The organism is Paenibacillus chibensis, assembly GCF_004001045.1.
Lineage (GTDB): Bacteria > Bacillota > Bacilli > Paenibacillales > Paenibacillaceae > Paenibacillus_AQ > Paenibacillus_AQ chibensis.
Map to the genome: position 1 here is coordinate 1 of NZ_BIMK01000033.1, position 13,065 is coordinate 13,065.

Annotated in this window: 12 protein-coding genes and 1 riboswitch; of the genes, 10 read left to right on the forward strand and 2 right to left on the reverse strand. The window is 51.8% G+C overall.

The genetic code is table 11. The features are described from left to right. Positions 1 to 259 precede the first annotated feature (259 nt). Positions 260 to 1,474 (reverse strand): iron-containing alcohol dehydrogenase, encoded by a 1,215-nt coding sequence (locus tag PCH05_RS21485; RefSeq protein ID WP_127605734.1) that lies wholly within the window; start codon positions 1,472 to 1,474, stop codon positions 260 to 262. A 187-nt stretch (positions 1,475 to 1,661) separates the two neighbouring features. On the opposite strand from PCH05_RS21485, the gene PCH05_RS21490 reads away from it, so the two are divergent. After that, complete coding sequence (locus tag PCH05_RS21490; RefSeq protein ID WP_127605736.1) at positions 1,662 to 2,414, forward strand: acyl-[acyl-carrier-protein] thioesterase; 753 nt, start codon at positions 1,662 to 1,664, stop codon at positions 2,412 to 2,414. Between the two features lie 81 nt (positions 2,415 to 2,495). Here the strand turns inward: PCH05_RS21490 and PCH05_RS21495 are convergent, their stop codons facing one another. Further along, positions 2,496 to 4,235 (reverse strand): methyl-accepting chemotaxis protein, encoded by a 1,740-nt coding sequence (locus PCH05_RS21495; RefSeq protein WP_127605738.1) that lies wholly within the window; start codon positions 4,233 to 4,235, stop codon positions 2,496 to 2,498. 299 nt (positions 4,236 to 4,534) lie between these two features. On the opposite strand from PCH05_RS21495, the gene PCH05_RS27410 reads away from it, so the two are divergent. The 9 genes from PCH05_RS27410 (at position 4,535) to purS (ending at position 13,063) form a co-directional block, all read left to right on the forward strand. Then, a complete protein-coding gene (locus PCH05_RS27410; RefSeq protein ID WP_164766749.1) occupies positions 4,535 to 4,672 on the forward strand; it encodes a hypothetical protein in 138 nt (45 codons plus the stop codon). Positions 4,673 to 4,863: 191 nt separating this feature from the next. Further along, positions 4,864 to 6,999, forward strand: a complete 2,136-nt coding sequence (locus tag PCH05_RS21500; RefSeq protein ID WP_127605740.1) for a DNA topoisomerase III — start codon at positions 4,864 to 4,866, stop codon at positions 6,997 to 6,999. Positions 7,000 to 7,122: 123 nt separating this feature from the next. Then, positions 7,123 to 7,386, forward strand: coding sequence for a DUF1294 domain-containing protein (locus tag PCH05_RS21505; RefSeq protein ID WP_127605742.1), 264 nt, complete (start codon positions 7,123 to 7,125; stop codon positions 7,384 to 7,386). Positions 7,387 to 7,523: 137 nt separating this feature from the next. Then, the gene (locus PCH05_RS21510; RefSeq protein WP_127605744.1) at positions 7,524 to 7,958 is read left to right on the forward strand and encodes a universal stress protein; all 435 of its coding nucleotides are present in this window, start codon (positions 7,524 to 7,526) and stop codon (positions 7,956 to 7,958) included. 241 nt (positions 7,959 to 8,199) lie between these two features. Continuing rightward, positions 8,200 to 8,301, forward strand: a riboswitch (purine riboswitch). 180 nt (positions 8,302 to 8,481) lie between these two features. Next, a complete protein-coding gene (purE, locus tag PCH05_RS21515) occupies positions 8,482 to 8,967 on the forward strand; it encodes a 5-(carboxyamino)imidazole ribonucleotide mutase (RefSeq protein WP_127605746.1) in 486 nt (161 codons plus the stop codon). Beyond that, on the forward strand, positions 8,964 to 10,151 hold the full coding sequence (gene purK / locus PCH05_RS21520; RefSeq protein WP_127605748.1) for a 5-(carboxyamino)imidazole ribonucleotide synthase: 1,188 nt from the start codon (positions 8,964 to 8,966) through the stop codon (positions 10,149 to 10,151). Before purE ends, purK begins: the two co-directional genes overlap by 4 nt. A gap of 3 nt (positions 10,152 to 10,154) precedes the next feature. Beyond that, positions 10,155 to 11,450: an adenylosuccinate lyase gene (purB, locus tag PCH05_RS21525; RefSeq protein WP_127605751.1), complete on the forward strand. Its 1,296-nt coding sequence runs from the start codon at positions 10,155 to 10,157 to the stop codon at positions 11,448 to 11,450. 68 nt (positions 11,451 to 11,518) lie between these two features. Then, positions 11,519 to 12,406, forward strand: a complete 888-nt coding sequence (locus tag PCH05_RS21530) for a phosphoribosylaminoimidazolesuccinocarboxamide synthase (protein ID WP_127605753.1) — start codon at positions 11,519 to 11,521, stop codon at positions 12,404 to 12,406. 411 nt (positions 12,407 to 12,817) lie between these two features. After that, positions 12,818 to 13,063, forward strand: coding sequence for a phosphoribosylformylglycinamidine synthase subunit PurS (gene purS, locus PCH05_RS21535; protein WP_127605755.1), 246 nt, complete (start codon positions 12,818 to 12,820; stop codon positions 13,061 to 13,063). Positions 13,064 to 13,065 lie beyond the last annotated feature (2 nt).

Genomic DNA, 13,065 nt, shown 5'->3' on the forward strand with positions numbered 1-13,065 from the left:
ATTGATGAATAATCGATGGTGGTTTTTTTATTCCCTTCTGTGGATAGATTTGTCCTTATATTATTTCATCCACAACCTCGTCTCTTGTCTCTTCGAAAAAAAGGACTTGTGCACAGAGAAATCAATCGAAAATTGTAATTTTAGAGGATCTTACAAAAAGTTCTCCACAAATTCACAAATTCATCCCCATCATACACAGTTTTATTACAAAAATAACTGACCGGACCGTGCCCGAGTCAGTTATAAACATGAGGATAACTTATTGAAGAAGCTTCTTTAGTAGGTTTTTGCATTCATGGATGCTCATGATTTTCGGCACCGGATATACCGGATTGCCTTCCTGCATGGCACGCTGTGCGATGAGAGGAATATCTTGCTCACGAAGTTCCTTTACTTTGCTGGGTATATTCATATTTTTGTTCAAATGTCTGACATGTTCGATAAAATGGGCTGCGAGTGCAGCATTGGGTTCCTTGGCTGTTCCGATTCCTCCTGCAATGGCCAGCTCGGCAAGCTTGGGTACCGCAGCATTTCCGTAATATTCAAGTACATAGGGCAGCAATATCGCGTTAGCCAAACCGTGCGGAACATCATACACTCCGCCCAGTTGATGGGCGATGGCATGGACATAACCGACATAGGCTCTGGTAAAAGCGGCTCCTGCGTCATTGGCTGCCTGCAGCATGTTCGTCCTTGCTTGCATATTAGATCCGTTACAATAAGCGGTTGGCAGATGTTCGAAAATTAGCCGGACTGCTCTCCGTGCTTTTTCATTGGTAAATTCCGTTCCGTTTCGCCCGATATAAGCCTCCACGGCATGCGTCAGTGCGTCCATACCCGTAGCTGCTGTAATATGGGCAGGTAACCCCGACGAAAGAGCCGGATCGAGTACCGCTCCGAGCGGCATGAGCTTTAAATCGGTAATTGCATATTTTTCATGGGTTGCGGCATCCTTTACGACTGCGGCGATAGTGACTTCGGAGCCAGTGCCTGCGGTGGTCGGGACAGCAAAAATCGGAGCCGGTTTGTTTTTGATTCTAAGTTCGCCGCGCATATGTTTAATCGATTGGCTCGGATTTGCTGCACGTGCGGCGACCAGTTTAGCGCAATCCATCGGTGAACCGCCGCCAAAGCCGATAACGCCTTCGCATCGCTGTTGACCATAAAGCTGTAGAGCCTCTTCGATATTTTCTACCGTCGGATTGGGAAGAACCTGATCATACACCGAATAATGAATACCTTGCTCTTTCAGCGCGCACAATAGATCGTCCATCAGACCGAGCCTGCTTATGCCTTGATCGGTTACGATCAGCACGTGATGCACCTGATACTTTTTGAGCAGCTGCGGCAATCGGCCGATGCTGCTTTCGCCGGAGAGGATTTCCGGCGCGGGGAAATGCAGGGTTTTGATGTATATCCTTCGCGCGGACTGGAATGATCGGTACCATGCTTTTTGAAGAGGCCATAGATTCATGTTTTCTTCACCTTTCGAGGCTTATTAGATTATAAAGATTGGATTCAGATTACCATAATTTGATAGCGTTTTCACTAATGGATGTAGGGTTAAGCCGATTATTGTATATGTACTCCGCTTCAAGGCATGATCTGGCATTTGATGCTCGGGAAGGGTATGATTTAGTTACAGGAGAGTGAACGCACATATGGAAATCAAATGGACAGAAAACTATCTCATTCATTCCAACGACATTGATTATAAATCGGAAGCGCGGCTCTCGGTCCTGCTGGCTCTGATGCAGCGCACGGCAGATGCCGATCTGGAGCGCCTTGGTGCGACAAGAGACCAGATGATTGCTTTGAACATGGGATGGATGCTGATTACGATGGAGATTCGTTTCAAGCGGATCCCGAAAGCACTGGAGAATATCTCGATGACTACCTGGAACAAAGGACCGAAAGGTGCCTTGTGGCAGCGCGATTTCCGGATGACGGACAAGCGCGGCGAGATCGTTGCGGAAGCCTGCAGCATTTGGGCGCTTGTGGATATCCAGAAAAGAAAGGTGCTGCGTCCTTCCGCATTTACGTTTGAGGTACCCATCAAAGCCGACGACTCTGCGGGAGAAGCGCCGGACAAAATCAGAATCCCCGAAGATGTGCAATTGCATCCGGCGTACCATACCGTTGTCCGCTACAGCGGCATCGACGCGAACGGTCATCTCAACAATTCCCGCTATGCCGATCTATGTATGGATGCGCTCCTTAGGGATGAGCTCGACGAGCTTCAGATTGAGTCATTTAAAATTACGTATCAGCATGAGGCGCTAGCCGGCCAAGAAATGGAGATCTATCGTTCGGATATCCGAGATGGAATGATTTATTTCAAAGGCCAAGCGCCGGATGGCGGCGTGTATTTTGAAGCAAGTCTCGTGACGGGGGAAGCGGCAGTGCAGGTTTAGCGCAAGACGTTCATCATGTTCAGTAAAAAAGCGCCGGAGCTTACCGCTCCGACGCTTTTTTTGTTGCTTATGCAATTCCGGTCACACTTTAAACACCATAATCAATTCCTGCAGCTTGTGGCTCACCGAACTCAAAGCTTGCGTGGACTTGCTGATTTCCTGAATAAAATCCAGCTGCTTGCCTGCGGCATCGGAAACTTGGCCGGAGGTGGAGGCGATGCTTCCAGCCGCGTATTTCAACTCCGTTACGGAGGCGGTAGCCTCTTCGGAGGAGGCGGAAATCTGCTGCAGGGAAGCGGAAATTTCCTGCATCTGCATCGCCACGTTGCTGGTAGAGCCCAGAATGCGGGAGAATGCTTGTCCGGCTTCGGCTGCCAAGGACATGCCGCGAGTGGCTTCCTGCTGTCCATGCTCGGCTGCTGCAACACTATCTTGGGTACTGCTTTGGATGCGTGCCACCAGCTCGCTGATGCCTGCAGCGGATTTGCCGGTGCTCTCCGCCAGCTTGCGGATTTCGCTCGCGACTACGGCGAAGCCGGTCCCATGCTCGCCAGCGCGTGCTGCCTCGATCGACGCATTGAGCGAGAGCAGGTTCGTTTGCTGTGACACTTCCGTGATCAGATCGGTGAAATTGCCGATTTCCGAGATGCGAAGATTCAGATTTTGCAGCACCTCGGAGATGTTGCCCACCGATTGGTTAATGGCTTCCATCTGGCTCGTCAATTGCAAAAGCACATGATGGCCGGATTCCGCGTCCTCAGACATTTGGTTCGATTCTTCCGATGCTGTCGAGGTAGATTCGGCGATCCGCTGAATGCCAAGCGCCGTTTCTTCCAGGACGATGACCGTGTCATCCGCGATTTTGGACGTGGTGGCCGTCTGACCGGCGACCTCGTTAATATCCTTCGTGACAGACAGCGAGTAGCTTTCCGTTTCCGACGCGCCGATGCTCAGCTGCTCCGAGGAGCTTATCATGAGCTTCGATTGTTCCTGGATATTGTGGATAAGGCTGCGGAGATTACCGTTCATTTTGCTGATCGCGTTGTACAGCTGCCCGATCTCATCCTTTGATGTTGCCGTGAAATCCTGGGTTCTCAGATCGCCGTCCGCGATCGAATTCGCCATGCTTACCACTCTGCGCAGCGGAAGCAGAAGACGATGGACCGTCAGGTAAATGATCATGCCTGTAATCGCAATTCCGACCAACGTGATGATAATTTGCTTCGTTCGGGATGCATTGATCACATCGGTAATATACTCGTAGGAATAGTCGATACCGAGTACCGCGATCACTTTCCCCTCACTGCGGATTGGCAGCATAATCGTTCGCCATTGACCGAGAGTGTCCTTATACATCGGAGTGATTTGCCGAGTGCCGGATTCATAAGCTTTAAGCCCCGCATTGACATTGACCGGCGATAGCCCGTCTACGGGCTTGCTGAAATCCACTTCCGCATGATTCAGATCCGAGGTATAAACAACGGAGTAGGGCTTTCCGTCCTTCATTCTCCAGATGTAGGCGGAATCCAAAGTTCCCTGCACCTTTTTAATGAAATCCAATTGTTCTTGGACTTGCTCGAATTCGGGGCTATCTTTGCCCGGCTGATTCACCAGGGAAGTGATTTTCCCGAGATCCAGCTGCATGACCGTCATATTGCCGACACCTTCCATTTCATGCTCCAGATCGCGGGACAAGCCCGTTTTCAATGTCGTGATATTCAACTGGAGAATCGCCATGAAAATGACGATAACGATCGGGATCAGGAATAAAGCCATTTTGTACTTCAAAGAGAAATGCCGTTCCTTTGTTGCTTTTTTCATAACCTTGCCTCCTATGACTGATCTGATGAAGAAATGCGACGAAATGCCTACTGTTATGTATGGGATGACAACGAAATTACTCAAATCGACTGGTTCTAAAGTTACAATTTATGACATTTCCCAAGGAGCATTCGTGGGTTCTTCAGTTTTAATTTAGCAAAAATAGACAAAATAATCTATTGTTTTGCACATATTTAAAAGATAGATTACATAATTAAACATTAATTAGGAATTAAGAACTATCAAATGGATAAGAAGTCTCTGATTAGGGGATTTATAACAAAAAAGGAGGGATAACCATGCCGCATCATAAACCGCTGAAGATTAACAACCAGCAAAACCTTGCCAGCAGAAAAGAAGAAATCACGACGGTGCATCCGGAGAAGGCTTCCAAACGGCCGCCCAGCCTGAACGAAATTCCGAAACAGGAGCAGTAACCACGGATTCCTCATTATAAGGTGCGCATCGGTAAGCCAACACAAGCATAAGCGTTTCCGTTCAAACATTCCCTCTTGCCCCGTATGAGTACGATCCGCGCGGCATGGGGGATTTTTCATGAACTCAGCCGGAACATTTCATGCCTCAGGTCTTGGGATGGTATAATAGAGGCAATAGAAAGGGGAGCGTTATGAAATCACTCGTATTAGCCGAAAAACCATCCGTGGCTCGCGAAATTGCGCGGGTTATGGGAAGCAGGGAAAAGCATAAGGGATATTTTGAAGGCCCTCAATATATTGTGACCTGGGCACTGGGACATTTGGTCGGCCTGGCCGAGCCGGAGGATTACGATCATAAGTACGCGACATGGAATTTGGAGGATCTGCCGATTTTGCCGCAAACGATGAAGCTGAAGATGCTCCGGGAAACCGGGCAGCAGTTCAGAGTCGTGCATTCGCTGTCCAAACGCCAAGACGTCAACAAGCTGATCATTGCCACCGATGCGGCGCGGGAAGGCGAGCTTTTGGCCCGCTGGATCATGAAAATGGCCCACTGGAACAAGCCGTTCCAGCGCCTGTGGATTTCGTCCCAGACCGATAAAGCGATCAAGGAAGGCTTCGCGTCGCTCCGTCCGGGCAATCAGTTCGACCGTCTGTATGAATCTGCTCGCTGCCGGGCCGAAGCGGACTGGATGATCGGTCTGAACGTGACGCGGGCGCTGACCGTTAAATTCGGAGCACAGCTGTCCGCAGGACGCGTACAAACGCCGACGCTTGGAATGATCATGGACCGGGAGAACGAAATCGTGAATTTCCGCTCGCAGGAATATGACACGCTCAAAGCGGATTTGGGGAACTTCTCGGCCACTTGGCGCGGGAAAAACGGAGATGCGCGCATATTCGAGCGGCAGACGGCCGAGTCGCTGAAGAAAAAGCTGGAGGGCCAGTACGGTAAAGTCAGCCAGGTCAAAAAATCGGAGAAGGTTGAGCCGCATCCGCTGGCATATGATCTGACTGAGCTTCAGCGGGATGCGAACCGGAAATACGGCTTTTCCGCGAAGCAGACCTCCAATGTGCTGCAGCGTCTGTATGAGCAGTACAAGCTGGTGACCTATCCGCGTACGGACAGCCGTTACCTCACCTCGGATATGGTGCATACGCTCAAAGAGCGTCTGGAGAGTGTGGCTATCGGACCATACGCAACCCTTGCGCGGCCGCTGCTGCGCAAAAATCTTCCCGTCTCCAAGCGTATTGTTGACGATTCGAAGGTCAGCGACCACCATGCGATCATTCCGACGGAAGAAACGGTGCTGCTGAACCAGCTGAATACGGAAGAGCGCAAGCTTTATGACTTGATCGTCCGCCGCTTCATTAGCTTGTTCTATCCTCCGGCTCGTTATGACAACGTGAGCGTCATCGTTCAGGTGGAGGGCGAGCAGCTGCATGTCAAGGGGACCACGATCAAGGATGCAGGCTGGCGGGAAGTGTACGGTGCCGACGTGGATGATTTATCTGACGAAGATAACGAGGGAGACACAGACGACAGCTCGTCCCTGCTGCCAGAGCTACACGAGGGCGACTCCGTCAAAGTGCAGCGGGTGCATGCTCAAAGCGGAAGAACGCTGCCGCCGAAACGTTACACCGAGGCCAGCCTCCTTTCGCAGATGGAAAAGCATGGACTCGGAACGCCTGCCACCCGCGCGGATATCATTGAGAAGCTGATCAATTCCGATACCATTGAACGGCAAGGGAATCTTTTGCATCCGACGGGAAAAGGCAAGCAGCTGATCGAGCTGGTGGCGCCGGAGCTGCGCACGCCGGAGCTCACCGCCCGCTGGGAGGCAGAGCTTGAGAAAATCGCCCGAGGGCAGGGCAAGCCTGAGCCGTTTTTGCAAGGCATACGCGGCATGTCCAAGGACCTGGTAGCCGGGGTGAAGAACAGTGCAGCGGACTACAAGCCTCATAACGTGTCGAACAGCCATTGTCCGCAGTGCGGCACCAAGCTGCTCGAGAAGAAGGGCAAGCGCGGCAAAATGCTCATATGCCCAAGCGACGATTGCGGCTACCGCCGGTCGGACGAGAAGAGGCTGTCAAACCGCCGCTGTCCGCAATGCCATAAAAAGATGGAGATTAAGGAAGGCAAAGCCGGCATGTATGTGCAGTGCCTGCCATGCGGCATTACCGAAACGCTGAACAAGGACAGCAAGCATGTGAACAAGAAAGAAGCGCGCAAGCTGGTTCAGCAGTATTCCAGCGATGAATCCACGGCGGTTTCCAATCTCGGAGAGCTGCTGAAGGCCGCGATGGAACAAAAGAACGGAAATTAGAGCGGGAATGAACAGATATCGCCTATTGACTTAGAAACTGAAATATTCTGAGTTTTGACATTGTTTCCGGAAGTATGCGGACTTATAATGAAGGTAGGCAGTAAGAACGGAGGTGGTTCCCCGGTGAGAACAGCCCTTTGGGTATGGTTTATTTTCATCAATGCAGTGGGCTACCTGGTGATGTCGGAGGATAAGAAGAGGGCAAGGAACAGGCGCGAGCGCGTTCCTGAGAAGACGCTGTTTTTGCTGGCGGCGCTGGGCGGTTCGCTGGGCGTGTGGATTGCAATGTACCGCAAGCGCCACAAGACGCGGCATTTGAGCTTTCGGATAGGCATCCCTCTGCTGTTGTTTGTGAATGCCGTTCTGTATGCCTATTTTTTAAGCTAGTTTGGCTTTAGAGCAGGCTTTATCGATTATACATCTTAAAGCGGTCCCATCGCCGGTTGTTTGATGGGGCAGATTCAAGGTTAAATCGTCTCATACAAGGCAATTCAACAAAACAGAGAAAGAAGAGGTGGGTTCACATGTTATTCTCCAAAATTCTTCTGGCTTATGATGGTTCCAAAGCTTCCAACAAAGCTCTTGACCGCGCGATCGAGTTGTCCAAAGCGACTCCGGGTTCGTCCATTCAGGTTCTGCATGCGTTTGACTTTCCGCGTGTTTTTATCGGTGAAGGACTGGCTCCGATTCCGGCTTCGGTGAACAAGGATTTTTATGATCTGGCGGAACAGACAGTGGACGAAGCGAAGAAGCGTCTCGCGGATGAAGGTGTGAACTTTAACGTCGAAATGATCCAGGGAGCGCCTGCGGAAACTATTTTGAAATACGCCAAGGATAACGGCTCGGATGTTATCGTGATCGGCAGCCGCGGCCTCGGTGGAATCCGTGAATTCGTTCTCGGCAGTGTCAGCCACAACGTAGTGCAGCATTCCCGCATTCCTGTTCTTGTGATTAAGTAATCTAAAATTAAAAATGTAAGCCAGTGTGCCGGGGTTTCCAGGTATACTGGCTTGCTTTTTAGGCTGGATAAGCTTAAAAAACGAACATTAATATTATAGGTGTGTTAAATGTTCGTGTTTGAGTTGACATGTGATGTAGGGGATTGTTAAACTGGTAGATGTGAGGCCTTCAGACGGGAAGACCCTGATCATCAACATCGTTGAGCGGTCTGACTTCTTTGAGAGAACGCCGATCGACATTATTTTATAATTGAAAATGGCTCGTATAATGCCGGGGATAAGGCCCGGAAGTTTCTACCCGGAGACCGTAAATTTCCGGACTACGAGGGAATGCCGCAAGGGAGGCCAAGCTGCCTCTTTCGCCTTGGCGTCTGCCTTTATCGCTCGAGTGGCGCGTCAAATGTATTCCTGACATGGTCCGGTATCCTGAATTTAGTTTCTTGGGACCGGGCTTTTTGGTCTTATTTTCGGCTTGAATAGAAAAATAGCTCTTAAAAAACCAACAGGAAAGCAGGTAGAGAACATGTCAGCATCGGTCGCTGTCATCATGGGCAGCAAATCGGATTGGGAAACGATGCAGCACGCTTGCAAGGTGCTCGATGAACTGAATATTCCATACGAGAAAAAGGTCGTCTCCGCGCATCGCACGCCGGATTTGATGTTTACCTTTGCGGAAGAAGCGGCAGAGCGGGGCATTAAAGTCATCATCGCGGGTGCGGGTGGAGCCGCGCATTTGCCGGGAATGGTGGCCGCCAAGACGGTGCTGCCGGTGATCGGCGTGCCGGTGCAGACGAAGGCGCTGAACGGGCTGGATTCCCTGCTTTCGATCGTGCAGATGCCGGGCGGCATTCCTGTGGCTACGGTGGCCATCGGCCAGGCGGGAGCCACGAACGCGGGCCTGCTGGCCGCACAAATTCTCGGGGCGACGGATTCGGTCATTCAAAACCGGGTCCAGGCACGGCGGGATCATATCCGCAATGAAGTGTTGGAAAGCAGTGAGACATTATGATGAAGGAACAGGCAAGCAGACAGCAAAACCAGGTGAAAACACTCCTTCCGGGCTCAACAATCGGCGTATTGGGCGGAGGACAGCTCGGACGGATGATGGCGCTCTCCGGAACGGCCATGGGTTACCGCTTCATTACGCTGGACCCGACGCCATCGGCGCCGTGCGGACAGGTTGCTCCGCAGATCGAAGCCTCTTACGGCGACGAAGCCGCGGCACGGAATCTGGCGCTGGCCTCGGATGTCATTACGTATGAATTCGAAAATGTAGACGCGGGCGTAGCCGCTCTGCTCGAAGCGGAATCGTACGTGCCGCAGGGAAGCGCGCTGCTCTACACGACGCAGCATCGACTGCGGGAGAAGCGGGCGATTGAAGCCGCCGGGGTGCCGGTAGCTCCATACCGCGAAATCACGGATTTACACAGCCTGCTGCAAGCGGCTGAGGAGCTCGGCCTTCCGTGCGTGCTGAAGACGGCAACCGGCGGTTATGACGGCAAAGGACAAGCGGTTATTCGTTCAGCGGATGAGCTGGAGAAGGCCTATCAGGAGCTTGCCGCTTCCGGTAGAGAGCTGGTGCTCGAGAAGTTCATTGCTTTTGCAGCCGAAGTTTCCGTGATTGCCGCGCGCAGTCCCCAAGGGGAAGTGAAGAGCTTCCACGTGTCGGAAAACGTCCATGTGGACGGGATTCTTCATTTGTCGATCGTGCCGGCAAGAATAGATGATCGTATACAGCGTGAAGCGCGGAAGCTGGCGGAAAAGCTGGCGGAAAGCCTGGATGTGGCCGGCCTGCTGGCCGTGGAAATGTTCGTGGCTAAGAACGGAGAGCTGTACGTTAACGAAGTGGCTCCACGGCCGCATAATTCCGGACATTACACGATGGAGGCCTGCGCAACGTCGCAGTTTGAACAGCATCTGCGGGCGATTTGCAATCTTCCGCTCGGGGATACGACGCTGCTGAGTCCCGTTGTGATGGTGAACGTGCTGGGACAGCATTTGGAAGAAGTTGTGAAGCGTACGGGCATGAGGGATCACGCCCTTGATGAATACGGCATTGTGCCTAAGCTCCATTTATATGGAAAGAATGAAAGCAAGACCGGCCGCAAAATGGGCCATATCAATCTGTTATGCAAGGATGTTCAGCATGCGCTGGACTGGATCGAACAAACTCAAATTTGGAGGCAAGGATAACCCATGATCGAACGTTACAGCAGACCGGAAATGCGGGCCATCTGGACCGAGGAAAACAAGTTTAAGGCTTGGCTAGAAGTGGAACTTTGCGCATGCGAGGCATGGGCGGAGCTGGGAGTCATTCCGAAGGAAGACACCAAGCTGCTTCGTGAGAACGCTACATTCAACATTGACCGCATCTATGAAATCGAGCAGGAAACGCGTCATGACGTCATCGCCTTTACGCGCACCGTATCCGAAAGCTTGGGGGCGGAGCGCAAATGGGTGCATTACGGCCTGACTTCAACTGACGTCGTGGACACGGCTCTTGGATACCTGCTTCGTCAAGCCAATGAAATTATTGAAGCGGATTTGATCCGTTTCATTGATATTTTGAAGGACAAGGCGATTGCTTACAAAGATACGCCAATGATGGGCCGCACGCATGGCGTGCATGCCGAGCCGACGACGTTCGGACTCAAAATGGCTTTGTGGTATGAGGAAATGAAGCGGAATCTGGAGCGTTTCCGCCACGCGGCCAAAGGCGTGGAATTCGGTAAAATCTCCGGTGCCGTCGGTACCTATGCGAATATCGATCCGTTCGTGGAGGAATTCGTATGCAAAAAGCTCGGCACCAGCCCGGCGCCGATCTCGACGCAAACGCTGCAGCGTGACCGCCATGCCGAGTATATGGCGACGCTTGCGCTGATCGCGACCTCCCTCGACAAATTCGCGACGGAAATCCGCGCCCTGCAAAAGAGCGAAGTGCGCGAGGTGGAAGAAGCTTTTGCCAAGGGTCAGAAGGGCTCGTCGGCGATGCCGCATAAACGCAATCCGATCGGCTGCGAGAACATCTCCGGTCTTTCGCGCGTGATCCGCGGACATATGGTAACCGCATATGAGGACGTGGCGCTCTGGCATGAACGCGACATCTCGCATTCCTCCGTGGAACGGATTATTCTGCCGGATGCGACCATGCTGCTGAACTACATGCTGAACCGTTTCGGCAACATCGTCAAAAACCTGACCGTTTTCCCGGAAAACATGAAACGCAACATGAGCCGCACTTACGGCGTACCGTTCTCCGGACGTTTGTTGACCAAACTGATCGACAAGGGCTTCAGCCGCGAGCAAGCGTATGATACCGTGCAGCCGCGCGCGATGCAGGCTTGGGAAGAACAGCGCCAATTCCGCGATATCGTGGAATCGACGCCGGAAATTACGAGCGTGCTCAGCGCGGAAGACATTGAAGATGCCTTCAATCCAACCTGGCACCTGAAGCATGTCGATACCATTTTCAAAAAGCTGGGCCTGATCTAACTAAGGATCGCTTTCGGATGGATAGAGTGATTTGGGACTGAGGACGAAGAAAAATGGGGAGGATTCACATGACATCACCGGCCGTATCCACTGCTGTGGAACTTGTTGCCGCGCCGCTGCTTTACAAAGGCAAGGTACGTGAGCTGTATGATTTGGGAGAACATATGCTGGTCGTTGTCACAGACCGGATTTCTGCTTTTGATTATGTGCTGGACCCGGCCGTTCCGGAAAAAGGGAATGTGCTGAACCGGCTCAGCGCGTTCTGGTTTGAACAAACAGCGGACCTGATGGCCAACCACGTCGTTCACACCGATGTGGAGCTACTCGGGGATATCGCGAAGGATAAAGCGCTGCTCAAAGACCGGATCATGGTCGTCCGCAAAGCCGAGCGCATCGACATGGAATGCGTGGTCCGGGGTTATATCACCGGTGGCGGCTGGAGGCAGTATCAGGCCTCCGGCGAGATCAACGGGATCAAGCTTCCGGAGGGCATGCGCAAGAACGAGGCATTTCCGGAGCCGATCTTCACGCCCGCCGCGAAAAACGACGTCGGACATGACGAAGACATTTCGATGGAGCGGATGATGCAGCTGATCGGCGGGGAGCTCGCGCTGGAGCTGCAGGAAAAGAGCCTGAAGCTGTACGGCTTCGCCCGTGATTACTGTGCGGAGCGCGGCATCATACTGGCAGATTGCAAGTTCGAATTCGGCATCCTGGACGGCAAAGTGATTCTCATTGATGAAATCTTCACGCCGGACGCTTCCCGGTTCTGGGCCAAGGAGAATTACGCGCTGGACATCGAGATCGACAGCATGGATAAGGAGCCGGTACGCACGTACCTGGCCTCCACGACCTGGGACAAGAACAGCCAGCCGGATCCGCTGCCCGATGAAGTGGTGGAGGAAACGACCCGGCGGTACATGGATATTTATCGCCGATTGACCGAGCAGGCTTAAGGGATGTCGTAAGGTTACTGAGATTTGTAAATCAGTTTCAGCGATTCAGAATGGAATATTCCAATGTGCCTAGTAAGTGTCAAAAGCAGCATAGGGGACTGAAACTAAAAAAGCTATAAAGAAAGAACAGGTTAAGCAGAAATGAACTGTAGAAGTAATCTACTTCAACGGAGCAGGCGGATTTATTCTGAAGAAGCGTAGCGTTCGCCTTTGTCATCGGATCTCAACCTTTGAGGATAAAATTAAAAGAGATTCGAGGACAACAGCGATCGTAAGAATAATCCGCATGCGCAGTGATGACAGGCTCACAAAATCTTTTTTATAGCTACGTCCTCATAGCATGTGTTTTAGAACTTATCCAAACTATATTTTATGCTCATTCTATCTAACCTGAGGAGGAACCAGAGGAATATGTTGAAAGCTACGGTCTATGTCACAATCAAGCAAGGCGTTCTCGATCCGCAAGGCGTTGCGGTGCAGGGGGCACTGCATTCGATGGGTTTTCAGGAAGTGGAAAGTGTCCGCATCGGGAAATACATGGAGCTGAGCCTAAACACGGATAACCGTGAAGAGGCCGAGCGCCAGCTCAAAGCGATGTGCGAAAAGCTTTTGGCAAACACGGTGGTTGAGGATTACCGTTACGAATTGGAGGGCTAACA

What these genes read in the sequence shown, in the direction of transcription:
- PCH05_RS21490 (WP_127605736.1), top strand. Translation starts at nt 1,662, where the DNA reads ATGGAAATCAAATGGACAGAAAACTATCTCATTCATTCCAACGACATT.
- purB (WP_127605751.1), top strand. Translation starts at nt 10,155, where the DNA reads ATGATCGAACGTTACAGCAGACCGGAAATGCGGGCCATCTGGACCGAG.
- PCH05_RS21500 (WP_127605740.1), top strand. Translation starts at nt 4,864, where the DNA reads ATGAAATCACTCGTATTAGCCGAAAAACCATCCGTGGCTCGCGAAATT.
- purS (WP_127605755.1), top strand. Translation starts at nt 12,818, where the DNA reads ATGTTGAAAGCTACGGTCTATGTCACAATCAAGCAAGGCGTTCTCGAT.
- PCH05_RS21485 (WP_127605734.1), bottom strand. Translation starts at nt 1,474, where the DNA reads ATGAATCTATGGCCTCTTCAAAAAGCATGGTACCGATCATTCCAGTCC.
- purE (WP_127605746.1), top strand. Translation starts at nt 8,482, where the DNA reads ATGTCAGCATCGGTCGCTGTCATCATGGGCAGCAAATCGGATTGGGAA.
- PCH05_RS21510 (WP_127605744.1), top strand. Translation starts at nt 7,524, where the DNA reads ATGTTATTCTCCAAAATTCTTCTGGCTTATGATGGTTCCAAAGCTTCC.
- PCH05_RS21495 (WP_127605738.1), bottom strand. Translation starts at nt 4,235, where the DNA reads ATGAAAAAAGCAACAAAGGAACGGCATTTCTCTTTGAAGTACAAAATG.
- PCH05_RS21530 (WP_127605753.1), top strand. Translation starts at nt 11,519, where the DNA reads ATGACATCACCGGCCGTATCCACTGCTGTGGAACTTGTTGCCGCGCCG.
- PCH05_RS27410 (WP_164766749.1), top strand. Translation starts at nt 4,535, where the DNA reads ATGCCGCATCATAAACCGCTGAAGATTAACAACCAGCAAAACCTTGCC.
- purK (WP_127605748.1), top strand. Translation starts at nt 8,964, where the DNA reads ATGATGAAGGAACAGGCAAGCAGACAGCAAAACCAGGTGAAAACACTC.